Origin of the sequence: Curtobacterium sp. VKM Ac-2889, from assembly GCF_015350855.1 — a bacterium.
Taxonomy (GTDB): Bacteria; Actinomycetota; Actinomycetes; order Actinomycetales; family Microbacteriaceae; genus Curtobacterium; species Curtobacterium poinsettiae.
The window spans coordinates 432693-457236 of sequence record NZ_JADKSC010000001.1; the positions used below are offsets into that span (position 1 = coordinate 432693).

28 protein-coding genes are annotated in these 24544 nt (G+C 69.0%); 16 read left to right on the forward strand and 12 right to left on the reverse strand.

Annotated elements, in window-relative coordinates; translation table 11 throughout:
* The first annotated feature begins 53 nt into the window (after nucleotides 1-53).
* Entirely contained in the window at nucleotides 54-1286 is a 1233-nt protein-coding gene (locus ITJ50_RS02180; protein WP_194589827.1) for an MFS transporter, read from the forward strand.
* A gap of 330 nt (nucleotides 1287-1616) precedes the next feature.
* Here the strand turns inward: ITJ50_RS02180 and ITJ50_RS02185 are convergent, their stop codons facing one another.
* On the reverse strand, nucleotides 1617-2261 hold the full coding sequence (locus tag ITJ50_RS02185) for an ATP-binding cassette domain-containing protein (RefSeq protein ID WP_323749872.1): 645 nt from the start codon (nucleotides 2259-2261) through the stop codon (nucleotides 1617-1619).
* Between the two features lie 50 nt (nucleotides 2262-2311).
* Here ITJ50_RS02185 and aztB point away from each other — a divergent pair, with 50 nt between their 5' ends.
* Genes aztB through ITJ50_RS02205 form a run of 4 tightly spaced genes read left to right on the forward strand, consistent with a single transcriptional unit; the run spans nucleotide 2312 to nucleotide 6514 of the window.
* On the forward strand, nucleotides 2312-3205 hold the full coding sequence (aztB, locus tag ITJ50_RS02190; RefSeq protein ID WP_056073299.1) for a zinc ABC transporter permease AztB: 894 nt from the start codon (nucleotides 2312-2314) through the stop codon (nucleotides 3203-3205).
* Nucleotides 3202-4410, forward strand: coding sequence for an ABC transporter (locus ITJ50_RS02195; protein ID WP_194589828.1), 1209 nt, complete (start codon nucleotides 3202-3204; stop codon nucleotides 4408-4410). Before aztB ends, ITJ50_RS02195 begins: the two co-directional genes overlap by 4 nt.
* Entirely contained in the window at nucleotides 4407-5309 is a 903-nt protein-coding gene (locus ITJ50_RS02200) for a metal ABC transporter substrate-binding protein (RefSeq protein WP_231564130.1), read from the forward strand. The genes ITJ50_RS02195 and ITJ50_RS02200 overlap by 4 nt, the downstream gene beginning before the upstream one ends.
* A gap of 26 nt (nucleotides 5310-5335) precedes the next feature.
* Nucleotides 5336-6514, forward strand: coding sequence for a hypothetical protein (locus ITJ50_RS02205; RefSeq protein ID WP_194589829.1), 1179 nt, complete (start codon nucleotides 5336-5338; stop codon nucleotides 6512-6514).
* Nucleotides 6515-6664: 150 nt separating this feature from the next.
* On the opposite strand, the gene ITJ50_RS02210 is transcribed toward ITJ50_RS02205, so the two are convergent.
* The 4 genes from ITJ50_RS02210 to ITJ50_RS02225 form a co-directional block, all read right to left on the reverse strand.
* Entirely contained in the window at nucleotides 6665-8002 is a 1338-nt protein-coding gene (locus ITJ50_RS02210; protein ID WP_194589830.1) for an ABC transporter substrate-binding protein, read from the reverse strand.
* A gap of 62 nt (nucleotides 8003-8064) precedes the next feature.
* Entirely contained in the window at nucleotides 8065-9015 is a 951-nt protein-coding gene (locus tag ITJ50_RS02215) for a carbohydrate ABC transporter permease (RefSeq protein ID WP_323749873.1), read from the reverse strand.
* On the reverse strand, nucleotides 9012-9926 hold the full coding sequence (locus ITJ50_RS02220; protein WP_017887606.1) for a carbohydrate ABC transporter permease: 915 nt from the start codon (nucleotides 9924-9926) through the stop codon (nucleotides 9012-9014). Before ITJ50_RS02220 ends, ITJ50_RS02215 begins: the two co-directional genes overlap by 4 nt.
* Nucleotides 9923-11956 carry a beta-galactosidase gene (locus ITJ50_RS02225; protein ID WP_194589831.1) on the reverse strand — a complete coding sequence of 678 codons (2034 nt, stop codon included), beginning with the start codon at nucleotides 11954-11956 and terminating at the stop codon, nucleotides 9923-9925. Before ITJ50_RS02225 ends, ITJ50_RS02220 begins: the two co-directional genes overlap by 4 nt.
* Before the next feature lie 213 nt (nucleotides 11957-12169).
* Between ITJ50_RS02225 and ITJ50_RS02230 the strand changes: the two genes are divergently transcribed.
* Nucleotides 12170-13192, forward strand: a complete 1023-nt coding sequence (locus tag ITJ50_RS02230) for a LacI family DNA-binding transcriptional regulator (RefSeq protein ID WP_017887608.1) — start codon at nucleotides 12170-12172, stop codon at nucleotides 13190-13192.
* Nucleotides 13193-13276: 84 nt separating this feature from the next.
* Here ITJ50_RS02230 and ITJ50_RS02235 read toward each other — a convergent pair whose 3' ends face one another.
* Together ITJ50_RS02235 and ITJ50_RS02240 are read right to left on the reverse strand one after the other, a co-directional pair.
* Nucleotides 13277-13633: a VOC family protein gene (locus ITJ50_RS02235; RefSeq protein ID WP_031260007.1), complete on the reverse strand. Its 357-nt coding sequence runs from the start codon at nucleotides 13631-13633 to the stop codon at nucleotides 13277-13279.
* An 85-nt stretch (nucleotides 13634-13718) separates the two neighbouring features.
* Nucleotides 13719-14333, reverse strand: coding sequence for a GNAT family N-acetyltransferase (locus ITJ50_RS02240; RefSeq protein WP_194589832.1), 615 nt, complete (start codon nucleotides 14331-14333; stop codon nucleotides 13719-13721).
* A 232-nt stretch (nucleotides 14334-14565) separates the two neighbouring features.
* On the opposite strand from ITJ50_RS02240, the gene ITJ50_RS02245 reads away from it, so the two are divergent.
* Nucleotides 14566-15027, forward strand: coding sequence for a DUF4383 domain-containing protein (locus ITJ50_RS02245; RefSeq protein WP_140449167.1), 462 nt, complete (start codon nucleotides 14566-14568; stop codon nucleotides 15025-15027).
* A 123-nt stretch (nucleotides 15028-15150) separates the two neighbouring features.
* On the opposite strand, the gene ITJ50_RS02250 is transcribed toward ITJ50_RS02245, so the two are convergent.
* Nucleotides 15151-15417 (reverse strand): DUF1264 domain-containing protein, encoded by a 267-nt coding sequence (locus ITJ50_RS02250; RefSeq protein ID WP_194589833.1) that lies wholly within the window; start codon nucleotides 15415-15417, stop codon nucleotides 15151-15153.
* 139 nt (nucleotides 15418-15556) lie between these two features.
* On the opposite strand from ITJ50_RS02250, the gene ITJ50_RS02255 reads away from it, so the two are divergent.
* Genes ITJ50_RS02255 through ITJ50_RS02265 form a run of 3 tightly spaced genes read left to right on the forward strand, consistent with a single transcriptional unit; the run spans nucleotide 15557 to nucleotide 17334 of the window.
* Nucleotides 15557-16075 carry a hypothetical protein gene (locus ITJ50_RS02255; RefSeq protein WP_194589834.1) on the forward strand — a complete coding sequence of 173 codons (519 nt, stop codon included), beginning with the start codon at nucleotides 15557-15559 and terminating at the stop codon, nucleotides 16073-16075.
* A gap of 3 nt (nucleotides 16076-16078) precedes the next feature.
* Nucleotides 16079-16477, forward strand: coding sequence for a hypothetical protein (locus ITJ50_RS02260; RefSeq protein WP_194589835.1), 399 nt, complete (start codon nucleotides 16079-16081; stop codon nucleotides 16475-16477).
* A 35-nt stretch (nucleotides 16478-16512) separates the two neighbouring features.
* The gene (locus ITJ50_RS02265) at nucleotides 16513-17334 is read left to right on the forward strand and encodes an aldo/keto reductase (protein ID WP_194589836.1); all 822 of its coding nucleotides are present in this window, start codon (nucleotides 16513-16515) and stop codon (nucleotides 17332-17334) included.
* An 82-nt stretch (nucleotides 17335-17416) separates the two neighbouring features.
* On the opposite strand, the gene ITJ50_RS02270 is transcribed toward ITJ50_RS02265, so the two are convergent.
* Nucleotides 17417-17593, reverse strand: coding sequence for a hypothetical protein (locus tag ITJ50_RS02270; protein WP_194589837.1), 177 nt, complete (start codon nucleotides 17591-17593; stop codon nucleotides 17417-17419).
* A gap of 161 nt (nucleotides 17594-17754) precedes the next feature.
* Here ITJ50_RS02270 and ITJ50_RS02275 point away from each other — a divergent pair, with 161 nt between their 5' ends.
* Nucleotides 17755-18411 (forward strand): hypothetical protein, encoded by a 657-nt coding sequence (locus tag ITJ50_RS02275; RefSeq protein WP_194589838.1) that lies wholly within the window; start codon nucleotides 17755-17757, stop codon nucleotides 18409-18411.
* Nucleotides 18412-18450: 39 nt separating this feature from the next.
* On the opposite strand, the gene ITJ50_RS02280 is transcribed toward ITJ50_RS02275, so the two are convergent.
* Nucleotides 18451-19092, reverse strand: coding sequence for a GNAT family N-acetyltransferase (locus ITJ50_RS02280; protein ID WP_194589839.1), 642 nt, complete (start codon nucleotides 19090-19092; stop codon nucleotides 18451-18453).
* Nucleotides 19093-19190: 98 nt separating this feature from the next.
* Between ITJ50_RS02280 and ITJ50_RS02285 the strand changes: the two genes are divergently transcribed.
* The 5 genes from ITJ50_RS02285 to ITJ50_RS02305 all read left to right on the forward strand — a co-directional run bounded on the left by ITJ50_RS02285 (nucleotide 19191) and on the right by ITJ50_RS02305 (nucleotide 23347).
* The gene (locus ITJ50_RS02285; RefSeq protein ID WP_194589840.1) at nucleotides 19191-19976 is read left to right on the forward strand and encodes a class I SAM-dependent methyltransferase; all 786 of its coding nucleotides are present in this window, start codon (nucleotides 19191-19193) and stop codon (nucleotides 19974-19976) included.
* Nucleotides 19977-20105: 129 nt separating this feature from the next.
* Nucleotides 20106-20450, forward strand: a complete 345-nt coding sequence (locus tag ITJ50_RS02290; RefSeq protein ID WP_017887618.1) for a histone-like nucleoid-structuring protein Lsr2 — start codon at nucleotides 20106-20108, stop codon at nucleotides 20448-20450.
* Nucleotides 20451-20822: 372 nt separating this feature from the next.
* Nucleotides 20823-21368 carry a hypothetical protein gene (locus ITJ50_RS02295; RefSeq protein WP_140449153.1) on the forward strand — a complete coding sequence of 182 codons (546 nt, stop codon included), beginning with the start codon at nucleotides 20823-20825 and terminating at the stop codon, nucleotides 21366-21368.
* Nucleotides 21369-21488: 120 nt separating this feature from the next.
* The gene (locus tag ITJ50_RS02300) at nucleotides 21489-22991 is read left to right on the forward strand and encodes a sensor histidine kinase (protein ID WP_017887620.1); all 1503 of its coding nucleotides are present in this window, start codon (nucleotides 21489-21491) and stop codon (nucleotides 22989-22991) included.
* Between the two features lie 59 nt (nucleotides 22992-23050).
* Nucleotides 23051-23347 carry a histone-like nucleoid-structuring protein Lsr2 gene (locus ITJ50_RS02305; protein ID WP_017887621.1) on the forward strand — a complete coding sequence of 99 codons (297 nt, stop codon included), beginning with the start codon at nucleotides 23051-23053 and terminating at the stop codon, nucleotides 23345-23347.
* A gap of 181 nt (nucleotides 23348-23528) precedes the next feature.
* On the opposite strand, the gene ITJ50_RS02310 is transcribed toward ITJ50_RS02305, so the two are convergent.
* Nucleotides 23529-23732: a hypothetical protein gene (locus ITJ50_RS02310; protein WP_194589841.1), complete on the reverse strand. Its 204-nt coding sequence runs from the start codon at nucleotides 23730-23732 to the stop codon at nucleotides 23529-23531.
* A 426-nt stretch (nucleotides 23733-24158) separates the two neighbouring features.
* The gene (locus ITJ50_RS02315; protein ID WP_042536973.1) at nucleotides 24159-24536 is read right to left on the reverse strand and encodes a hypothetical protein; all 378 of its coding nucleotides are present in this window, start codon (nucleotides 24534-24536) and stop codon (nucleotides 24159-24161) included.
* Between the last annotated feature and the right edge of the window lie 8 nt (nucleotides 24537-24544).

A 24544-nucleotide genomic window follows, 5' to 3' on the forward strand; every position in this document is an offset into this window, starting at 1 on the left:
CCCGCTCGCCGTCACACGGGAATGGCGGCCGTCGGAACCCGCTTGACGCCCCCATGACATCGTCAGCAGCGCGCCGCGGGTGGCTCAGCGTCACGTCCGTCGCACTCGGGTCATTCGTGCTCGTCCTGTCCGAGTTCCTGCCCATCGGGCTGCTCCCCGCCATCGCCGACGACCTGGACGTCGGCATCGGCACCGCCGGCCTGATGGTCGTCGCCACCGGACTCGTCGGCGCCGTCGCGGCACCGGTCGTCACCGTCCTGACCTCGCGACTCGACCGCCGGGTGGTGCTCGTGTCCCTGACCGTGCTGCTCGTGGTCGCCGACGGCCTGGCCGCGATCGCGCCGTCGTTCTGGGTGCTGCTCATCGCACGCATGCTGCTCGGTGTCGGCATCGGCGGCTTCTGGGCGATCGGTGCCGGGATCGCCGGGCGACTCGTCCGGCCGGAGCTGACGATCCGTGCGACATCGCTCATCACGGCAGGCGTCTCCGTCGCGACCGTCGTGAGCCTGCCGCTCGGCGCCCTCGTGTCGTCGCTCGCCAGCTGGCGCCTCGGCTTCGTGATCGGTGGGGCGCTCGGTCTCGTCGCGCTCGTCCTGCAGCTGGCGATGCTGCCGCGGATCCCCGCGCAGCAGCGGGTGCGGTTCGCCACGCTCGGGTCGCTGCTCCTCGTGCCCCGCGCCCGGGTCGGGCTCATCGCCGCGGCCTTCGTCTTCGCGGCCCAGTTCGCCGCGTACACCTACATCGCTTCGTACCTGCAGCAGCTCGTCGGTGTCGGCCCCGACACCGTGACGATCGCGCTGCTGGTGTTCGGCGTCGCGGGCATCGTCGGCAACTTCGCCGCGGGCTTCACCCTCGACCGCAGTGTCCTCGGCACCATCGGGGCGTCGAAGTTCGTGCTCGCGGCGGCCGTCGTCCTGCTGCCGCTGCTCGCCCACTCCGTCGTGGGGGTCTTCGTGCTGCTCGTCGTGTGGGGCCTGGTATGGGGTGCGCTGCCGCTCGGGATGCAGACGTGGATGTCGACGGCGTCTCCGGCCGGGTCCGAGACCGGGCTCGCGCTGTTCGTCACGACGATCCAGCTCGCGATCGCCGCCGGTTCGGTGCTCGGTGGGGCCGCAGTGTCATCGTTCGGTCTCGCTGCCGACTTCTGGCTGGCCGGTGGGGTCGCGGTCGTCGGTGCCGTCGTGCTCGTCGCGATGGGGCTGCGGAAGTCGAGCGCCGTGCCGGTGGTCGAGCCGGTCGCGGCCGAGCCGACGCCGACCGGCCCGGTGGCCGTCGCCTGCCCCTGACCGCCGTTCCGGGGCCCGCAAAACACCGGTGTTCGTGCTCTGAACACGCGAGAACCGCGGTTCGACAGGCGAACACCGGTGTTTTGTGAGCCGGACGGCGCGGAACCGGTCCCGACGGCTGAGCACGAGCGCTCCCTGATCTCAGAATCGACGCACCAGATTTTCTGAGATCAGGCCGTATCTCAGAAAATCTGGCACCCGTATTCTGAGATCGACACCGTCACCTGCTCCGGCGTCCGCAAGACACCGGTGTTCGCGCGCTGAACACGCGCAGACAGCGGTTCAACGGGTGAACACCGGTGTTTTGCGGAATCGCCCCCACGGGCAGGGTCAGGTCAGCGCGACGATGCGGTCGGCTGCGGCGATCACCGCCGGGTCGTGGGCCGCGTGCACGACCACGACACCGGCTGCGGCCTCGTCGGCCAGCGCCGCCACCACGAGCGCCGCCGACTCAGCATCGACCCCGGCGGTCGGTTCGTCGACCAGCAGCACCCCGGCACGCTGCGCCAGCCCGAGCGCGACGAGCGTCCGCTGCCGCTGCCCGCCGGAGAGCTCCTCGATCGGCCGATCGGCAAGGTCCGTGATCGCCATCCGCTCGAGCTGCGCGTCGACGACCGCTCGGTCAGCGCGTCCGAGCGGCCGCCACCACGCGCGGTGCCGCCACCGCCCCATCGTGACGGCCGCGCGGACGGTGAGCGGGAGCGTGGTCGGCGGCACGGACTGGGTCACGTAGGCGACACCGTCGGACGGGAGGCCCGTCACCCGCCCGGCGGTCGGCCGCACGACGTCCGCGACCACGTCGAGCAGCGTCGACTTGCCGGATCCGTTCGGCCCGGTGAGCGCGGTGACGACCCCGGCGGGGAAGACCGCGTCCACACCGTCGAGGACGGTCCGGTCGCCGAGGACGGCCGTCACCCGGTCCAGGTGGACGGCAGATCGGGGATCGGCGGGGTCGGTCGGCTCGGTCGCAGGCACCTGAGCACGCTATCAGTATCGATACTCGTTTTCATGTAGCGTCTCGGACCGTGACCTGGCTGACCGATCCGTTCTCCGTCGACTTCATGGTGCGCGCCCTGGTCGGCGGCTCCCTGGCGGCGGTCCTGTGCGCCGTCGTCGGCACGTGGGTGCTGGTGCGCGGCATGGCGTTCCTGGGCGAGGCGCTCTCGCACGGCATGCTGCCCGGCGTCGCGATCGCCACCCTGACCGGGGTCCCGCCGGTGCTCGGCGCCGCGGTGAGCGCGGGCGTCATGGTGCTCGGTGTCGGGGCACTGCGTCGTCGCGCCCGACTGTCGTACGACACCTCGATCGGCCTGCTCTTCGTCGGGATGCTCGCGCTCGGGGTGATCATCGTGTCGTCGTCGCGGTCGTTCGCCACCGACGTCACCGCGATCCTGTTCGGGGACGTCCTCGCCGTCACCCGGGCGGACGTCGGCGGCCTCGCGATCGCCGCGGCCGTCGCCCTGGCCGTCGCCGTGGCGTTCCACCGGCCGTTCACCGCGCTGGCGTTCGACACCCGCAAGGCCACGACGCTCGGCCTGCACCCGCGCCTGGCCGAGGTCGTGCTCATCGGGCTCGTCACCCTGGCAGTCGTCGCCTCGTACCGGGCGGTCGGCACCCTGCTCGTCGTGGGCCTGCTGCTCGCGCCCGCCGCCGCTGCCCGCGCGTGGACCCGGCACGTGGCCTCGACGATGCTCCTCGGCGCCGGCATCGGTGCGGCCGCCGTGCTCGTCGGGCTCCTCGTCTCCTGGCACGCCGGCACCGCCGCCGGCGCGAGCATCGCCGCGGTCGCCGTCGGCGGCGTCGTGGTCTCGCGCGCCCTGGCCGCCGTCGTCCTGCGGCGCACCCCGATCCCGACACCGGCGCGCGCGGCCGCGCCGGCAGCACCACGATCCGCCGCACCGTCTCGAGAGGGAGCATGAAGCACTCGACCACCAACCGCGCCCCCGCGCGCATCCTGTCCACCATCGGCCTCGCCACCGGCATGGCCCTCACCGTCACCGCCTGTTCCACGGGCGCCCCGTCGGCCGACAGCTCGACCGGCACCGTCCGTCCCCACGGCTACGTGGCGGGCGCGAGCGAGTCCCAGGAACCCCAGGTGCGCCTCCTGGCCGTGTCGGCGACCGGCGCGACCGCGCTGCACGACCTGCTCACCGAGGAGACCACCGAGCTCGACACCGTGGACGCACCGGAGCACTCGGCGACCGACGGCCGGTTCCTCGTGACGAGCGACGCCGACCGCACGACGATCGTCGACGGCGGGTCCTGGACCGTCGACCACGGCGACCACACGCACTACTACGCCGCCGAGCCGCGGGTGGTGGGCACGATCGACGGCGGCGGCCGGGTCGCGGTGCACTCGTCCGAGACCATGACGACGATCACCTGGCCGGACCGAGCCGAGGCGGTCGTGCTCGACCGCGAGGCACTGGGACAGGGCGAGGTCGACGAGACCGCACGGATCGACGCGCGCGTCCTGCTGCCGATGGGCGAGCATCTCGTGGCGGCCGACGGCGACCGGGTCCGCGTGCTCGACGCCGACGGCGAGGCGACGAACGCCACCGACACCGACACCGACACCCAGGCCTGCACCGACCCCGCCGGCGGGATCGTCACCCGCGCCGGCGCAGTCGTGGGCTGTGCCGACGGGGCGGTCGTGGTGGACGACGCCGGCGAGACGTCGTTCGTCGACCTGCCCGACGGTGCCGAGCGGCCGACGGCCTTCGCCGCACGTGCCGGCCGACCCACCGTCGCCGGGCTGGCGGGCACCACCGGGTTCTGGCTGCTCGACGCGCGACAGGGTTCCTGGCGCCTCGTGCCGACCGAGCGGCCCCTGCGCGCCGTGGTCGCGGTGGACGACGAGGACGAGCACGTGGTCGGCGTCGACGACTCCGGCCGGGTGGTCGTCGTGACCGCCTCGACGGGGAAGGTCGCCACGACGAAGGCACTGGTCGACGCCAGCCCCGACGACGACGCCCCGCTGCTGCAGCTCGATGCCCAGCGCGCCTACCTGGCCGACCCCGCGGACGGCACCGTGCACGAGATCGACTTCGCAGACGGGGCCCGGGTCGCCCGCACGATCGAGCTCCCCGTCGCCCCAGTCGCCTTCGCCGAGGCCGGACTGTGACGCGCACCAGGGCCCTGACCGCGGGCCTCGTCGCCGCAGCGCTCGCCCTCGTCGCCACGGGGTGCACCACCACCGGCTCCGACCGCCCCCTCGTCGCGGTGACGACGAACATCCTCGGCGACGTCGTCAGCGAAGTGGTCGGGGACCGGGCCGACGTCATGGTCCTCATGCCGCCGGGCGCCGACCCGCACTCGTTCGAGGTCTCCGCGCAGCAGGCCGCACGGCTCCGGAGCGCCGACCTCGTGGTCGAGAACGGGCTCGGGCTCGAAGAGGGGGTCGCCCGGCACGTCAGGGCGGCGGCCGAGGACGGCGTGCCGGTCTCCACCGCCGGGGACGCGTTCGACCCGCTCGAGTGGACCACCGAGGACGACAGCGGCCCCGACCCGCACTTCTGGACCGACCCGGCCCGGATGGTCGACGTCGTCGAGGCCCTCGACCAGGACCTCCGCGACGCCGGGATCGAACCGGCCGGCACGGACGCCTACCTGGACGAGCTCCGCGACCTGGACGACACGATGACGGCCGCGTTCCGCACCGTGCCCGAGGAACGCCGGGCACTCGTCACGAACCACCACGTGTTCGGGTACCTGGCCGACCACTACGGCTTCCGGGTCGTCGGGGCGGTGATCCCGAGCGGGACGACCCTGGCCTCCCCGAGCGCCGCCGACCTGCGCGACCTGGCCGACGCCATCGACGAAGCGGGCGTCCGGACGATCTTCGCCGACGCCTCGCAACCCGCACGGCTGGCCGAGGTGCTCGCGGACGAGGTCGACCTGCACGTCGAGATCCGCCCGCTCGCGACGGAGTCCCTCACCGAGGACGGCGACGCCTCCACCTACCTCGGCATGATGCGCTCGAACACCGAGGCCATCGTCGACGGCCTGTCGACTGGTAAATGAGAATGAGAATCAATACAGTGAGCGACATGACGAACACGAAGACGCTCCGGGCCGTGTGGCCCGCCGCCCTGCTCGGTGCGGCCGCCCTGGCCCTGACCGGGTGCGCCACGGACACCGACGCCGGGTCCGACACCACGGACACCCCGAAGGCCGACGGGACCCGCATCACCCTGACCTACGACGGCGGCCTGCTCGTCCTCGACCAGGACCTGCAGGTGGTGGCCGACGACGCGATCGACGGCTTCACCCGGGTCAACCCGGCCGGTGACGGACGCCACGTGCTCGTCACCGTGCCCGAGGGCTTCCGGGTCCTCGACACGCAGGCCGAGCCGGCCCTGACCGACGCGGTGTTCCCCGCCGACACCGGCGGCCACGCGGTCGTCCACGGCGACCGCACCGCCCTGTTCGCCGACGGCACCGGGGACGTGACGACGTTCGACCACACCGAGCTCGACGGCGCCGACCTGCCCGAGGTCGAGACGACGAAGTCCGAGGCCGCCCACCACGGCGTCGCGATCGAGCTCGAGGACGGCACGCTCCTGACCACCATCGGCACCGAGGAGAGCCGCTCCGGCGTGCGCGCCCTGGACGCCGACGGCGAGGAGATCGCCCGGTCCGAGCAGTGCCCCGACGTGCACGGTGAGGGTGCCGTCAAGGGTGAGGTCGCGGTGTTCGGCTGCACCGACGGCGCCCTGGTCTACGACGACGGCACGTTCGAGAAGATCGACGCCCCGACCGAGTACGGCCGCACCGGCAACCTGTTCACCACCGAGGACTCGTCCGTCGCCGTCGGCGACTACAACGACGACCCCGACAGCGAGGGCTACCTGCTCGACCAGATCGCCCTGATCGACGCGGCCTCGGGGAAGTACACCGTCGCGGACATGCCCGACGGCGTCGGCTTCACCTTCCGCGACCTGGCCCGCGGCCCCGGCGACGAGGCCGTCGTGCTCGGCGACGACGGTGCTCTGCACACCTTCGACGAGACGACCGGCGAGCCGCTCGAGTCGTACCCGGTGATCGACGCGTGGGACGGCCCGGCCGAGTGGCAGGACGCCCACCCCGCCCTGAAGGTCGCCGGTGACGTCGCCTACGTCACCGACCCCGCCGAGCAGAGGATCCACGCGGTCGACCTGACCACAGGCAAGGTGATCGCCTCGAGCGACGAGCTGCCGGGCGTGCCCAACGAGATCGCGGTCGCGTAGCGACGAGCGAACAAGCGAACAAGCGAACGAGCGAACGAGCGAGGGGTCCGGAACACGACCCCGAGACGCAACAGGAGGCCCGTGGCGATCCCGCCACGGGCCTCCTGTCCGCTGTCAGCGCGTGGACCGCGCGACGTCAGCCGCCGTGCGTCAGCCCTTGACCGGGATCGACTGCGCCTTGAGTGCCGCGATGGTCTTGGACTGCCCGGACTCGAGCGCCTCGCTCAGCGTGCCCGAGCCGGACGCGGCCTGCCCGAAGCCGTCGGAGACGTCCGAGTAGGTCTGCGTCATCGTCGGACCCCAGGTGAAGGGCTGGATGTCCTTCGCCGCGGTGGCGAACTCCTCGTAGATCTTCTGGCCACCGTAGAACTCGAGCCCCTCGGTCAGGGCCGGCAGGTCGGCGCCGGTGGTCGAGGCCGGGTACAGGTTGGCCTCCTTGTTCAGTGCGGAGAGCGCCTCGGTCGAGGTGTTCAGCCAGACCAGGAACTTCGACGCCTCGGCCGGGTGCTTGCTGCCCGCGAAGACGACGTTCGACGAACCGCCCCAGGCGGCCGACTTGGTCTCGCCGGACTTCCACTGCGGCATCGGGGCGACGGCCCACTTGCCCGAGGTCGACGGCGCACCGCTGGAGATGGTGTTCGCACCCCAGACCGCGGAGACCCAGGTCCAGTCCTTGCCGCTGTCGTAGGCGTTGTTCCACTGGTCGGTGAAGCTCGGCAGGGTGTTGACGAGCTTCTTGTCGATCAGGTCCTGCCAGTAGTCGGCGACCTTCTTCGACGCGGCGTCGTCCAGGTTGACCTTCCAGTCCTGGCCCGAGTTCTCGAACCACTGGCCACCGGCCTGCGAGACGAGCCCGGCGAACTGGTTGACGTCACCCTTGGCGAAGTTGGTGATGTTGCCGCCGAGCTTCTTGATCTTCACGGCGTCCTCGGCGTACTCCCCCCACGTCTTCGGGGCGTCGAGGCCGGCCTTCTCGAACAGGTCCTTGCGGTAGTACAACGCCATCGGACCGGAGTCCTGCGGCACGGCGTAGACCGACTTCCCCTCGCCGAAGGTGACCTGGTTCCACAGGCCGTCGGAGAAGTCCTTCTTCGCGTCGCTGATGCCGGCGCACGCGCCGATGTCCTCGAGGCCGCCCTGCACGCGGAACGCCGGCAGGGTGTCGTACTCGACCTGGCCGATGTCCGGCGCCTGCTTGGCCTTCAGCTGGTTGAAGAAGTTCTGGTAGGTGCCGCTGTTGCCGTTCGCGACGATCGAGACCTTGACCTGGATGTCCGGGTTGGCCTTGTTCCAGATCGCGACGACCTTGTCCATGTTCGGCACCCAGGTCGTGAAGTCGAGGGTGACCTTGCCGTCCGAGGGCTTGCAGCTCGCGGCCGCGGTGCCGGATCCGCCGCCGCTGCTGCTGCCACCGGTGCTGCAGCCGGCGAGGGCCACGGTGGCGGCCACGGCGATCGCGGCGACGCTGAGGAACTTCGTTGTCTTCATGCTGTTTCCGTTCGGATGTGGTGTGGGGAGAGCTGGTGCGGGAAGGGGTGCGGGTCGAGGGGCTACTTCAGGCCGCCGGAGCCCAGGCCGGAGCGCCAGAAGCGCTGCAGGCTCAGGAAGGCGACGAGCAGCGGGATGATCGAGACGAACGACCCGATGAGCACGAGGGTGCGCAGGTCCGGGTACTGGTTCACGCTCGAGTTCCACGTGTAGAGGCCGAGGGTGACGGGGAACAGCGACGAGTCGCGGAGCATCACGAGCGGCAGGAAGAAGTTGTTCCACACGGCGACGAACTGGAACAGGAAGATCGTCACGAGCGCGGGCGACATGAGCCGCACGGCCACGGTGAAGAACGTGCGGACCTCGCCGGAACCGTCGATGCGGGCGGCCTCGATGATCTCGTCGGGCACGCTCGACGCCGCGAACAACCGTGACAGGTAGACGCCGAACGGGCTGACGATGCTCGGCAGGAACACCGACCAGAACGTGTCGGTCAGGTCGACCTGGCTGAAGATGAGGAACAGCGGCAGGGCCAGGGCGGTCGCCGGCACGAGCACGCCGCCGAGGAACACGTTGAACAGGACCTCGCGGCCACGGAACCGGTACTTCGCCAGGGCGTACCCGCACATCGCGGAGAGCACGGTGCCGAGCAGGCCGGCGACCCCGGCGTAGGCGATGCTGTTCAGCAGCCAGCGCAGGTAGATGCCGTCCTGCCGCGTGAACAGCTCGACGAGGTTGCCGAAGAAGTCCTGCACCGAGGTGGCGCTGAACCACAGCGAGAACGTCGAGTTGAAGTTCGCGGCGGTCTTGGTGGACGAGACCAGCAGCCAGAAGATCGGCAGCAGGAAGTAGAGGGTGAAGACCCCCATCACGATCATCGCGGCGCTGCGCGAGATGACGCTCTCACGGGGACCGCGCGCTCCGCGCTGGCGCGGACGGGAGGCCCGGTTCGGCTCGAGCGGTCGGCCGACGTCGCGGACGAGGTCACCTTGGGACGGGGCGTTGACGGTCACTGGGCGGCCTTCCGCTGGGTCAGTCGGAGGAACCCGATCGACAGGACGAACGTGGCGACGGCGAGGACGACCGAGAACGCCGCGGCGAGGTTGAAGTTCGGCACCGAGGACGTCGAGTAGACGAGCATGTTCGGCGTGAACGTCGACGAGATGGTCGAGGTGAACTGGCGGAACACGGTCGGCTCGGTCAGCAGCTGCAGGGTGCCGATGACGGAGAACACCGCGGTGAGGACGATCGCCGGCACCACGAGCGGGATCTTGATCGACAGGGCGATCCGGAGCTGGGACGCACCGTCGAGCTTCGCCGCCTCGTACACCTCGGCGGGGATCGCGAGGAGCGACGAGTAGATGATGAGCATGTTGTAGCCGACGTAGACCCAGGTCACGACGTTGGCGACCGCCCACAGCACGGTGCTGCCGCCGAGCAGGTCGACCCGCGACGTCACCGCGGAGAACGGCGACAGGTCGGGGGCGTAGAGGTAGCCCCACATGATCGCGGCGATGACGCCGGGCACCGCGTACGGCGCGAAGAACGCCAGGCGGAAGAACCGCTTGCCGCGCAGCAGCGGGGAGTCGAGCAGCAGGGCGAACAGGAGCGCGAGCCCGAGCATCACCGGCACCTGCACGACACCGAACAGCAGCACGCGGAGCACCGAGCTCCAGAACTCGCCGTCCTGGAACACCAGGGCGTACTGGCTCAGGCCGCCGAAGACCTGCGTCGGGGCGCCGAACGTGCCCTGCCGCTCGATCTTCTGCAGCGACTCCCACACGGCGTAGAGGATGGGGACCAGGTAGAACGCCGTGAACAGGACGGCGAACGGCAGGACGAAGATCGCGATCGCGCGGCGGTAGCGGAACCCGCCGCCCCGGCGTCGTCGGGTCGCGCTGGGCGACTGTGCGGTGGTGGTCATGAGCGGTTCCTGTCGGTGCGGATGATCTGGGTCCCGCCGGGGGCGATGGCGGTGGTGCCGGTGACCGGGCGGTCGGCGACGAGCTCGTGGCCGACCTCGTGGTGCTCGACGGTGCGGTCGGAGTGGTTCAGCAGGAAGACCCACTCGTGGGTGTCGTCCCGGCGACGCACGACCTCGAGTCCGGGGCGGACGGCGGGGTCGGCGCGCACCCCGGCCTCGTCGAGGACGCGGTGGACGAAGCCGCCCAGCGCGCCGGCGTCGAGCACCGTGGACGTGTACCAGGCGGTCCCGGCGCCGTGCTCGTTGCGGGTGACGGCCGGGCGGCCGGCGAGCGAGCCCTCGGCGTAGTCGACGACGCTCGTCGCACCGCGCAGCTCGACCGGCTCCGACCAGACGCTGCCGGTCGTGCCGTCGGACAGCGCGATCGTGGCGTCGGCGGCGAGCGGGAGGAACTCGTCCACCCGCACGCCGAGCAGGTCGCGGAAGGCGCCCGGGTAGCCGCCGGTGCGGACCCGGTCGCGCTCGTCGACGATGCCGCTGAAGCAGCTGACGATCGCGTGCCCGCCGCCGGCGACGTGGTCGGCGATGACGGCCGCGTGCTCGTCGCGCACCAGGTACAGCTCGGGGACGACGACGAGCGCGTACCCGTCGAGCGGTGCCCCGGGGGCGACGACGTCGACGGTCACGCCGAGGTCCCAGAGCGCGGCGTGGAAGGCGTGGACCTGCTCCAGGTAGCGGAGCGCGGTGCTGGGGTGGGCCTCCAGGTCGGCCGCCCACTGGTTCTCCCAGCTGAACACGAGCGCCACGTCGGCGACCACGCGTGAGCCGCGCAGCTCGCCGAGCCGCTCGACCAGGGCGCCGAGCGCGACCACGTCGCGCCAGGTCCCCGACTCGGTGCCGGCGTGCGGCAGCAGCGCGGAGTGGAACTTCTCGCTGCCCTGCACGGACGCGCGCCACTGGAAGAAGCAGACCCCGTCGGCGCCGCGGGCGATGTGCGCCGCGGTGTTCCGGAGCATCTCCCCCGGGGCCTTCGCGACGTTGTGCGGCTGCCAGTTCACGGCACCCGTCGAGTGCTCCATGAGCAGCCAGGGGGCGCCGCCGGCCAGGCCACGGGTGGTGTCGGCGGCGAAGGCGAGCTCGACGTGCGGCCGGGGCAGGCGGTGGTCCAGGTAGTGGTCGTTCGCGATGACGTCCATGTCGCCGGCCCACGACCAGTAGTCGAGCGCCGTGATGTGCGCGGCGACCATGAAGTTCGTCGTGACGGGCTTGTCGCTCAGCTCGCGCAGGACGGCGGCCTCGGCGCGGTGGTGGCCGAGGAGCTCGTCGGACGAGAACCGGTCGAAGTCGATGGTCTGCGCCGGGTTCGTGAACGACAGCGTCGCGCGGGGCGGCAGCACCTGCTCCCACGCCGAGTAGCGCTGGCTCCAGAACGAGGTGCCCCAGGCGGCGTTCAGCGCGTCGACCGTGCCGTACCGGGCCTGCAGCCAGCCGCGGAACGCGTGGGCGGAGACGTCGCAGTAGCAGTGCGCGTTGTGGCAGCCGAGCTCGTTCGACACGTGCCAGAGCCGCACGGCGGGGTGGTCGCCGTAGCGCTCGGCGGTGGCGCGGACCAGGGCGAGGGCGTGCTCGCGGTAGACCGGGGAGCTCGGGCAGAACGCCTGGCGGCCACCGGGCCAGCGGGTCGTGCCGTCGGCGACGACGGGCAGGACCTCGGGGTGGCGGGTGGTGAGCCACGGCGGCGTCGAGGCGGTGCCGGTGCCCAGGTCGACCCCGATGCCCGCGCCGTGCAGCAGTTCGATGACGGTGTCGAGCGCGGCGAAGTCGTACTCACCCTGCCGGGGTTCGACGTGCGACCAGCCGAAGACGTTGATCGCGACGAGGTTCACGCCGGCCTCGCGCATGAGCCGGACGTCCTCGGCCCACACCTCGGGGTCCCACTGCTCGGGGTTGTAGTCGCACCCGAACGCGAGGCCCGTCGAGCCGAGTCCGAGCGCGCCGGTGGCGGTCGTCGGCAGGGTGGTGGTCGTCACGGGGATCCTCGCTGATCGGGGCGACCCGCCGCCTCGGCCGCGTGCGACCCCTTCGACGGCGAAGGCCACCCAGTGTTCTGGGAGCGCTCCCAGGCCGCACCGGGGATCAGGGCCGGAGGTTTCTGGGAGCGCTCCCAGATCAAACACCAGCGGCTGCACCCTGTCAACTGCGAGGCGTTCCGAGGGCTCCTCAGCGGCGGATATGGTTGCCCCATGTCCGAGGTCCGATCCGCTCGTCAGCGCGCCACGATCCAGGACGTCGCGGACGAAGCGGGGATGTCCCGCGGCACCGTCTCACGGGTGCTCAACGACGAGCCGTACGTGTCACCGAAGGCGCGCGAGGCCGTGCAGGACGCCGTCCGACGTGTCGGCTACGTGCGCAGTGCCGCCGCCCGCAGCTTGGTCACCCGGCGTTCCGGGGCGATCGCGCTCATCGTGCACGAACCCTCGGTCGTGGTGCTCGACGACCCCAACATCGGCAACATCCTGATCGGCACGAACGCCGTGCTGTCCGACGCCGACCAGCAGCTCGTCACGATCATGGTCGACTCCGCCCGCGACAGCGAGCGCGTGGTCGAGTACCTGCGCGGCGGCTTCGTCGACGGCGCCATCGTGCTGTCCGCCCGCGACGGCGACCCGATCACCGGCGCGATCGAGGAGATCGGCATGCCCGCGTGCTTCGTCGGACACCCGTCCGACGCCGCGAACATCTCGTACATCGGCATCGACAACCGCGACGCCGCCGAGCAGATCACCCGACGGCTGGTCGACACCGGCCGACGACGGATCGGGATGCTCGCCTCCGGGCTCGACCGCGACTCCGGCCAGGACCGCCTGGCGGGGTTCACCGCGGCCCTCGGCGAGCGCTTCGACCCCGACCTCGTCGCCCGGAACCCCCTGTTCAGCTACACCGCCGGCGCCGAGGGCATGCGCGAGCTGCTCGAGCGGGCCCCGGACATCGACGGGGTGTTCGCCGCGTCGGACGCCGTCGCCGCAGGCGCCATGGACGTCCTGCAGCGCAGCGGCCGGAGCGTGCCGTCGGACGTCGGTGTGGTCGGGTTCGACGACAGCGCCTGGGCGCTGCGGTGCGACCCGCAGCTGTCGACGGTGCGGCAGCCGGCGCGCCTGCTCGGCGAGCAGGCGGCACACCAGGTCCTCGAGCAGATCGGCGGCACCGACGACGGCCCACGCGGTCTGCTGTTGCCGACGGAGGTCGTCTGGCGCGGGTCCGCGTAGCCGGCCGCGGACGGACGGGAGGCCCGTGGCGGCGTCGCCACGGGCCTCCCGTCCGTCCGTGGGTGCGTTCCGCACCCGGCTGGGTCAGCCCTGCGGCGGCGAGTAGAGCTGCAGGTCGTTGCCCTCGCTGTCCTTGAAGGGGATGATCTTGCCCCACGGGTGCTCGCTGATCTCACCCTGGATGTCCGCGCCGCGCTCCTTGAGCGAGGCGACCTCGTCCTCGATGCTGCCGTCCGGCTGGAACGACACGACGGCGCCGCCGTCGCTCGCCTGGCTGGCGGACTCGCGTCCGTTCAGGCCGATCATCAGACCACCGGCGTCGATCTCGCTCCAGTCGTCGGACTGGTCCTTGACGGTGAGACCGAGCGTGTCGCGGTAGAACGCGACGGCGCGCTCCATGTCGCTGACCGGGACCCAGACTGCTGCGACTCCACTTGCCATGGTGTTTCCTCTCGTCGTGGTGTGCCGTGGACGGTAGGCAGCGCTCGTGCACGCCGGTACAGGGTCGGTGTCCCCCGGGGTCGGGTCAGCCGGCGGCCGGACGCCACATGCTGATCGGGGTCGCCGCGCGGAACCCCGCGATCGGCGCGCCGTCCGCGAACCCGTGCCGTCGGTACAGCCGACGGTTCACCGGGGTGGAGGACTCTAGGTACGCGCCTTCCGACGTCCGGTCCGCGCGCTCGAGTGCGTGGCCGAGCAGCAGTCCGCCGATGCCCCGACCCCGTGCTGACGCCGACACCCCGATCTCGGTGAGGTACCAGTGCGGTGTGACCGGGCGGGCGCGCTCCATGCGGCGCAGGTGGGCCAGCGCACGGAGCGCCCCGCCGAGCCCCAGGGCCCGGAGGAACGCCGGCACCTGCCGCACGAAGGCCCGGACGCCACCGGGCTGCCGACCGGGCGCCTGCCAGAAGGCGGCGCCGACCACCCGCTCACCGATCGTGGCGACGTCCACCCGACGACCGGTCGTCGGCACCGAGCGGATGAGGGCCGCGAAGAGGCGGGCCAGCACGGCGGGACGGTCCTCGCCGGATCGGGGCGGTCGGAACTCGGCGAGCACCGGGTCGTCGGCGAAGGCCTCGGCCAGGACCGCTGCGGCCGCTTCGAGTTCGGCGGGTCCTGCTGCTCGGACGACGGTCTCCATGGTGACTCCTCGGGTCGAACGACTTGGCCACTTGGCCGACTTCATCTTGGCGGGCTTTCCTGCACGCGCACCGGGCACTTCCCGAGAGGATCGAGGGCAGATCGCGGGCGCTGCCGGTGCGTGAATCGGCCATCGCAGCCTTTCGCACCCCTGACCTGCAAACCGACCGTAGAAGCGCTCCGAATGTCATGTGTGCCGCACACTGCGGCGCGTACAGAAAAGAGGGCTGATCATGACCAGCAGCGCAGCAACCGCACGCACCGGCTCCGGCTCGACGTGGACCCAGCGGGGCGCGTTCGTCTTCGGTGTCGTCTTCCTGATCGTCGGCATCGCCGGGTTCATCCCCGGACTCACCATGGACATGGGCTCGATGTCCGTGGCCGGCCACGGCTCCATGGCCCTGCTCCTGGGCCTGTTCCAGGTGTCCGTCCTGCACAACATCGTGCACCTGCTCTTCGGCATCGTCGGGCTGCTCGCCGCCCGCCGTGCAGCCTCAGCGCGCCTGTACCTCGTCGCCGGCGGCATCGTCTACGCGGTGCTCTTCGTCTACGGGCTCTTCACCGCGGGCATGACCGGTGGCGCGAACTTCGTGCCGCTGAACAGCGCAGACAACGTGCTGCACGCCTTCCTCGCCGTCGCGATGATCGTGCTCGGTTTCGTCCTGCCGCGGATCGGCACGCGCACCGCGCGCTGAACCGCAGCACACACCGGACGGGAGGCCCGTGGCGACACTGCCACGGGCCTCCCGTCCGCCGTGTGGTCCGCAACCGACCTGCCGGGGGCTTGAAAGGTATGCCTATTCAAGCGTCGGCTGCCGTCAGGAGCGCCCGTCGTCCGCGTCGAAGAGCACGCACTGCAGCATCTCGGCGTTCACCACCTTGCAGAAGTGGTGCGCCTCCATCTGCACGTCGGGCTCGCCCTTCACGCAGTGGAACCCGACCACGTAGACGTCGAAGCCCCGCAGCGGTGCCGAGGTCTGCAGCACGGCGGCACCGCGGTCGAGCAGGGCGAGCTCGAAGCCGCCGGGCTCTCCGTGTGGGGTGACACCGGTCTTCCGGTCGTGCACGGTGGGGTTCAGGGGCATGCGGGCGTCCTTCCGTCCGTTCGAGGTGCGCGCCATGCAACCCGGAACGCCCTTGCTGGCGTCGGAGGCCAGGTAACGACTTCGCATCGAAGTTTGATGTTCTACATATTTCTTTGGTTCTCCGCCAGGCTCGACGTTCATGAAGACTTCCGTCAAGAGCGCCCTCGTAGCTGCCGCCACCATCTCTCTGTTGCTCGCCAGCGGCACCGCAGCCGAAGCGACGCAACCGCGCGAGCCTCGAGCCGCGTGGGGGTACTACAACAAGGTGGTCAACAAGTCGAAGAAGTCCCACCACACCGGTTCGCAGATCCTCGCATCCTGCGGGTCCCGCACGTCCTCGATGAACTGCGGCCTCACGAAGGGCCGCGCAGCAACACGAACGATCGGTCTGGAGTTCGGTGCGACGAGGAAGTGGGCCGCGGGCAAGCTCGACTTCAGCGCTTCCCGCACACAGAGCGTCTCGGTGACCTGCAGCAGGCAGCGTGTCCCCAAGGGAAGGATGCTCGTCGCCTACCCGGTCGGGAACCGCTACAAGTACAAGATCGAGAAGCACATGACCGGCGCTGGGAAGGACTACGTCACCGGTCGTTCCGGCTGGTTGTACGCCTTCAACCCGGGCAGTGCACGCGTGACGTGCGACATCATCCGGTACCGCTGACCGATGTTCGCCCTGCGCCTGAGCATCAGAGTGACCAGCATTGCCGTCGCCGCCTTGCTGCTGGCGGGATGTTCCACAGCAGGTCACCCGGCCCGCGCGGACGTCACGGTCGGGATGACGGTCACCGAAGCCGGTGCCCTCGTCCCGGACGGTGACGCGTTCGTCTGGTACGACCTGTCTCCACAGGTGCTCCATCGCCCAGCGACACTGTCTCAGGCCGACGGAGCGGACGGCGTCATCGTCGCCGTCTGCGATGGGATTGGCCACGGGGACGTCGCGGTCGGGGTTGTTCCGGAGACCGACTTCGACGGCGCAGTGAGCACCGCTGCCCGCAAGGAGGAGTACCGGCACTTCCTCCCCGAGTGCGCGCAAACCCGAGGACACCCGCGTTCCGCACCGTGACCGTGGCTGAACCCGACCGGCGTACTGTCCGCTGCATGCCCGCACTCATCGACACGTTCACCCTGTCCAACGGTCTGCACATCCCGAAGATCGGTTTCGGCACCTGGCAGATCCCGTCCGGCTCCGACGCGTACGACGCTACGAAGACCGCCCTCGAGCTCGGCTACCGCCACATCGACACCGCCCTGGCGTACGGCAACGAGGCGAGCGTCGGCGAGGCCGTCCGCGACAGCGGCATCCCCCGCGACGAACTCTTCATCACCACGAAGCTGCCGGCCGAGATCAAGACGGCCTCGGGCGCCCGCGACGCCTTCGAGGAGTCGAGCAACAACCTCGACCTCGGACACGTCGACCTGTACCTGATCCACGCGCCGTGGCCCTGGAGCGACATGGGCTCCGACCACCGCGACGGCAACGTCGAGGTCTGGAAGGTCTTCGAGGAGCTCTACGACGCCGGCCGCACCAAGAGCATCGGTGTCTCGAACTTCGCCGTCGCCGACCTCGAGGACCTGCTCGGCCGCACGGACGTCGTCCCGCACGCCAACCAGATCCGCTGGTTCATCGGCAACACCCAGGACGAGACGACCGCCTTCGACCGCGAGCACGACATCCTGACCGAGGGATACTCCCCGCTCGCCACCGGAGGCCTGCTCGAGAACCAGCAGATCGCCGAGATCGCGGCGAAGTACGACAAGACCGTCGCCCAGGTCGCGATCCGCTACCTGCTCGAGAAGGACGTCCTGCCCCTGCCGAAGTCCACCACCCCGTCGCGCATCGCCGAGAACGCCGACGTCGACTTCGTGCTCGCCGCTGAGGACGTGGCCGCGCTCGACGCGCTCGAGGACACCGCGAGCTGACGCGCCCCCCCCCCGGCCGGGCGGCGGGGTGCCCGCGGGCCCCGCGCCTCCCGTCGGTACACGGCCGAGTCACGGGCGAGGCTCAGCCGCCGTGCGGACGCACGGTGATCTCGGCTACGAAGTTCCGGTCCTCGCGCTCGAGGTCGTCGTCGGGGGCGTTCACGAACGTCACGGCGATGCCGGTGGCGAGAAGGATGCCGGCGCGCGTTCCCTGGCCTTCGTCATCCGGGGAGGCGTGTAGCGTTTGGCGCCCCTTCACCGGGCATTTTTGCGGGACAGGTATACGGCAATACCCCTGGTCAGGCGGCAGTAGGCAGCGGAAGGCGTCGAAGGTGACAATTGGGGTGTAGCGGTGAACCACCGGCTACTGGACACCCCTCGCAGGGCTTCACCTGGCCGGCCGCCTGAGAGACTGCGCGCATGATTTCAGACTCCGTGCCGTGGCGTGAGCATCTCTGGAAGGCCGCGACGGCACTCGAGAAGCGTGCGAACTCGACGCGATGGGTTCAGCGGACGTCGTTCCTTGTCGAGCGCGACCTGTTGAACGGGATGTTCGCGATCCGGCGTCTGATCGAAGCAGCGAAGACGTCCTCGAACCTGCCCGCGGAGCGTATCTCTTGCGGCGTGCACCCGCTCACCGGACGGGTACCCAAGATCTACGACAGGTGGTCCTTCTGGGAGCACTACGACATGGCCTCAAAGCAGCAGACTCAGCTGACGGTGAGAGAGCTAGTCACGATCTTCATTCATTCATTCGTGTTTGACTTCTACCCCGAGTCGGACGCTGAGCCAGCGATGATCTGGGTCGTGTCAGACCGCGACCGGCACAAGCGGCTCTACTCCGTGACTTTCGAGAGAGTGGTCGCCCTGTTTCGGCGGGTCGGTAGCGAACACGTGCTGTTCACGGCCGGTCCGTTCGACGAGTCAGCGGTGCGGCTGTCGCAACACGACATGGTCGACGCAGGGTTTGCTAGGTACGAACCGTTCCCCTATGCGACAGGCTCGGACGCATCAATCAGTCAACTTCGAGCGGCCTTCCCGTCGCTCGCCTGGTCGCCCTTTACCGCCGACCGTTAGCCGATCGGCTACCGGGCGGCTGTGTCCTCGCCTGCTCGACTACATCAAGAACTCGGTCGCTGCTTCGACCCCTTCAGTCATCAGGCTCCAGCTCGGCCGAGCGAAGTCCTCCCGCCTCAAGCGCACCCTGACCTCGTCAACGACCTCATCGGCGCGAGTCTGGGCACGAGTGACACCGTTGACCTCGTAACCGAGCTTCGCGGACACCCGTAGGGATGGCTCGTTCCAAGCGACTGCGCTCGACTCCGCCCGCTCAGCCCCCAAATGGTCGAACGAGAACAGCAGCAGCGCCGCCCGCATCTCGGTCCCAAGCCCTCGGCCCTGATGCGCGAGGGCAAGCCATGAGCCGCTCTCGACGGTCTTGCGGGCGGCAAAGCGGCGAGCATGCAGTTCCTGAACCCCGACCGGCGTCCCCCGGTGGAACACGGTGAAGCTCACACCCCACGAGTCACGGCTCACCCCGGACCGGAGCTTCCAGTGGTACTGAGCCAGAGAACGAGCCAACGTTGTCGGTTCTGCGTCCGTCCACGGGACCCCGAACGGCATCCGAGCGGGGTCGTGGACACCGGACAGGGCCGCGTCGACGAGCCCAGGAAGATCTTCGTCGCGCAGGGGCCGCAGTTCCAGCCGAGGAGTGATGAGGCGCAGCCCGAACAAGGGCCAAACTTGATCGAGATCCATTTCTCAACGGTACGAGCGCGGCGTCAAACGTTACGGGCTCGCGATGTCCCGCTGGCCGATCCCTCCTTGGGGACCGGTTGTGTGGGTAGCGTCGAGACATGCTCGACGGATGGTCTGATACTGCGACTGCTTACGACAGGTCTTTCGCGCGACTCTGCGCAGGGGCCATCGACGGGTTGCTTGGGAACCACGTGAGCGTCGGCGACGGGCCCGCTCTCGACGTCGGAACAGGGACGGGATCCGTCGTGGACGCCCTCATCCGACGCGGATTCGCGGTCACCGCATGCGACAAGGAACCATCCATGGTGCGGTTCGCTGCAAGACGCTACCCGGCAGTTGACATCGGAACTGCGGCGCTGCCCTCACTGCCCTACGACGACGCCTCGTTCGCGGTCACGACCGCGAACTTCGTCCTCAACCACGTACCAACCCCGCTCACATCGGCTCGTGAGCTCCTTCGAGTCACCCGTCCTGGTGGAACCGTCGCCGCGACGATTTGGCCGTCCGAACCGGTCGGAGCGCTCAACCAGTTCTGGAACATGATCATCAGGGCAGCGGACGTCGCGGTGCCGGCCGGACACCGATTGCCTCCAAAGGACGACTTTCCGAGAAACGTCGGCGGCTTCCGCGAGCTGTTTTGCAACGCCGGCGCAACCACCGTCGACTGCAGCCTGTTCTCGTACACCTTCCGTATCCGTCCCGACGACCTCTGGGCAGCGGTGACGGCAGGGATCGCAACGATCGGTCAGACGTACATGAGCCAGACCGACGAAGGCCGTCAACGGATGCAGGCTGTCTTCACGGACGCAGCGGCGCGGGAGGCCCCTTCCAATGTCCTTTCGTTTGAGAGCACAGCTGTGGTCGCCCACTCCGTCGTCCGGTAGCCGATCCCTCTGTGAGACATGGAGGGGTTTCTGTGGCACGCGCCCCTGGTCAGGAAGGAACCAACGAAGCGTCCTCGGTGAGCAGCTATGCCAGGGTGGAGGGAATCTACGAGCGAAAGGCGACCTCCCATGGCGCAGAAAGTCACCACGCACCTCGTCGACGACCTCACCGGCGACACCATCGAAGACGGCAAGGGCCGCACCGTGTCCTTCTCTTTCGATGGCGGCCACTACGAAATCGATCTGACCGACGACAACACCGACGCGCTCCGCGAAACGTTCTCCGACTACATCGCCGCAGCACGCAAGGTCACCAGCCGCGCTGGCCGCACCAGCGCCGGCAGCGCGCCGAAGCGTGGCAACTCGGAAGAGCTCGCGAAGATCCGCGAATGGGCGAACGCGAACGGCCACGAGGTCTCCTCCCGCGGCCGCATCAGCCAGGCCGTCCGCGACGCCTACAACGCCGCGCACTGACGCCACTCTGCCAGCGGTACAGTCGGCCACCTCGAGGGGTGGCCGGCTGTTCGCGTTCGCCCCGACATGACGTTCACAGGTCGGCACGCCGCACGAATAGTTCACTTTCGTAAAGTGTCCTGTTCATACGCGTCCTTCCTGTCGCGCTTACCCTCCGCGCTCAGACCGAGAGATGGTCTCTTGAAGGAAGGTGATCCGGCGACCCTGCAGGCTCAACGGCTACTCCTGAACGTGATCTAAGATTCAGGTTCACCAACTGCCAAATCCCTCCCACTGCCGAGGCGTTGCGGTTCCGCGCCTTGGCTTGTCAAAACCTCCCACCCATGCTTGTGCGAGGAGCGCTGCGGACGTCAGCCTCCCGGGGAGAAGACTATGAACATCACCAAGAGGTCGCGCCGGTTGACTTCGCTCGGGGTAGCACTCGGGCTCGCCGTCGCAATCGCGGTTCCCACAATGGCTTCTGCGTCGACTGGACTCGAAGCCACACCAACGGTGAGCAACGCACCAAACACCGCCCAGTATGACGCCCAGCTCCAGGCGTTGGCCGGCACGCAGACGGAAGCGGAGATCCACCAGGTCGAGTGGTCTGGCGGCCAGGTATACCTGCTGGTCGACGGCGCAACGGGCAAGGTCACAGCGGCGTACAAGCCCAATTCACGAGTACACACCGATGCTTTGTCGTTCTCGTCACCCGGCTGCACTTCAACCAGCCTCTGCATGACAACAACCTCATCGGTGCCTTATGGCTACACCGGCACCGGGTCGCTGTCCGGCCGCTGGGGCCCATTGAAGCGCTTCGCGGCGGGCGACCGCGAGGCATACATCAACTACGGGGGACATCAGTACAGCTTTCCGCCGGACGGCTTCATCGTCTTCGGAAGCCACCCGGTGACCATCACGCGAATTCAACGCCTCTAAGTTCTCTTAGGATGGGCGCGACACCGGCTGCCCGGTCACGCGCCCATCTGTTCTGCTTGGTGAGACCATGACACGCAATGCACCGCCTCAGCTGGGCGAATCACGATGGAGTAGCGGCCAATGATTCGACGCCTACGCAACCTGTCGCTGCGCGCGCGCCTGACGCTCGGGAGCGTAGGGGTCGCCGCGCTGGTCATCGCCGCGCTGGTCATGGTGATGCGCGTTCAGGTGGACAACGTTGTCGCGAACGCAACCCGCACATTGCTTCGCGCGGACGCGAGCCCGTACGTGACGGAAGTGGAACGCTCAGCGGACCCGAGTTTCCGTGCGCCAGGAAACGGGCAGCTTGTCGCCGTCCTCGATCCGAGCGGCAAGCGTGTTCTTTCATCAATCGAACAGCATTCGCTGCTGCGGAAGCTACCCGAGATCGCGCGATTTGACGACGGCTCCTCAACGGCGATCCAGGCTGGCTCGTCGTACCGGGTCGTCGTCGATCATCCGCAAAGCGCCTCGGGGCGTTGGACCGTAATCGCCGCAAGTGACGCTCAGGGAGAGGCGCTCGTCATCGACTCGCTGACCGGCGGCGTCGTCGTCGCCGGCGTGCTGGTTCTGGCCTGTTTCGGCGGCGCGACATGGCTGTTGTCCTGCGCCGCGCTCAGGCCCGTCTCGAGGATGCGTCGCGAAGCAGAACGACTCAGCGCCGGAGAAGCCGACGCCGACCTTCCCGTTGGAGACGCTCGGGACGAACTCCAAGCTCTTGCACGCACCTTGAACGAGTTCTTGAGCAGGACGCGCGACGCTGCCGCACGCGAGCGCCAGATGGTATCCGACGCGAGCCACGAACTCCGCACCCCCCTCGCCATACTCACCACGCAACTGGAACTCGCTTCACTCGACAGGGGCGACGCCGCCGCACTCCAAGTTCACGTCAAGCAAGCGCAGCACAACGTCGCGCGACTCGCGCGACTCGCGAACGACCTCCTTACCCTCTCCCGAGCGGACGAAGCCGAACGCGTGGACTCGACGTCGCGAACGCTCACCAGTTGGGAAGAGCTCAGCGATGAAGTACTGGTAGCAGTAGACCGCCTACGAATGATCGCAGCCGCAAAAAACATCACGATCGAATTCGACATCGATCCGCAAGACGGATCCGACTCGGAAGAAAATGCAACGCAGGAACCCCACGTGTTCCGACTGGATCGCCGCGGAATGAGTCAACTCATCACCAACACTGCCAGCAACGCGATCGACGCACTCCCGGAATCTGGGACGATCACAGTCGCCTGGTCGCTGGAAGACAGCTCCGCCCGGCTGACGGTCACTGATGACGGCCCCGGTGTGCCTCCGGACTTCATCGCCGTGGCGTTCGACCGATTTACCAGGCCGGACAAGGCGCGTACAGCGCGACCGACTGACGGCCAGCCGAAACTCGGAGGATCCGGACTCGGCCTCGCGATCGTCCAAGCCACAGCCCAGCTCGCCGGAGGCACTGCTTCAATGCGTAATCTCGACCCGCGCGGACTGGAAGTCACCGTCGTGATTCCACGGATAAGCCCCGAAAAGCCCAAGATAACTAAACGAGAGCGGCGTTTTGGGCACGCAAACACCGGGAAAGCCGGCTGAAACCGTCGGCCGCACGCCACGCACCGGCGTCCTCCGCACAGCCCCCCCCCGGGGGGGGCATGCCGGCGCCTCGCCCGTGCTGTGGTTGGAGCGCGAGGGCAGATGGCGCCTATTACGAGATCGACCTCACCGACGACAACGTCGACGCGCTCCGCGAAACGTTCTCCGACTACATCGCCGCCGCACGCAAGGCCAACGGCCGCTCCGTCCGCACTACTGCTGGCAGTGCGCCGAAGCGTGGGAACTCGGAAGAGCTCGCCAAGATCCGCGACTGGGCCAACGCGAACGGCCACGAGGTCTCCTCCCGCGGCCGCATCAGCCAAGCCGTCCGCGACGCGTACGACGCCGCACACTGACACCCCCGCGACACGGCACACGGGCGCGTGTCGGCTAGATAGGCACCTCAGCCGTGCAGTTTCCGCATCGTTCTGCGGGCGGGACGCGCTGACGACGACGACTGCACGTGCGCTGGTTGACGAGCAGGGGTCGCGCGACCGATGAGGGCGCCCGACCCCTACTGTGGTTGCTGCCTGTCGTTCAGTCGCAGATCCGGTGGTAAATGTACGCGGTGCAGATCTGCCGCTTCTTGTCGCAGTTCTTCGCGTGGACCGTCTCGGTCCACGTGTGACAGACGAGTGGACGCGCCTGCGCAGGAGCCGCAGCAGCGGGCAGAACGACACCCACTCCCGCCAGCGCCACGACCATCCCCATACCGGCCAGTGCCTGCTTGATCTTGCTCATCGCATGTCCCCCTGTTTGTTCGGAGCCGTTCGGCACCTCATCGTAAGCGGGCGGCCATGCCCTCGCACGCGCCATTGATGGCGGGTTGTATAGGGAGGTGACTCGTCCGTCAGGACGCTGGTTCGACGCCATAGGCTGAAGGGTTCCGGTTAATGGCGTGCAGCAGCCCACGGATCTTCCAGGCCCCGGCTCCGACCTCGATCGCGTACTCCCCGGGCGCATCGATGCGGCGGGCGATCGCCTGGTGATTTGTCATCGTTACACCCTTCGAGACGGTAGCCGATCGGCTATCGGGCACCGAGACCAGCGCTCCTGTGTCCGTCGATGACGCCGTCCACCTCGCAGTCGGCCCGGTCTCGAAACCGACCTGGAGTGAACGGCATCAGGTCCTCGGGAGCGTGTGGCAGCGAGTTCGCTTGACGACGGTCACCTGATCGACAGATCGATCGCGACGACGCCGAGCACGAAGGTCAGGACGATGACCACGAGGCCGATCGCTGGCGTCACTACCCGTCGCCGCACCGTGGGAACACCGGACGCTCCGATGACCCAGGTCGTGATCGTGACGATGAGTGCGACCAGCGGTACGAGGAACTGCGCGGTCTCCCCGACGGCGTACGAACACTGCAACGTCACGTCGGAAGCGCAGGGCGTGTACTGCTCCAGTTGCGCGGCGACCATCCCCGGCAGCGAGCCGATCGTCGCGAACACCTCGAGGAACACGAGGGAACAGAGCGCGAGCCCCAGTCCCCACGAACCACGCGGACGGCGCTGCCCCTCGTCGTGCACGGATGACCGCTTCATGTGGCCTG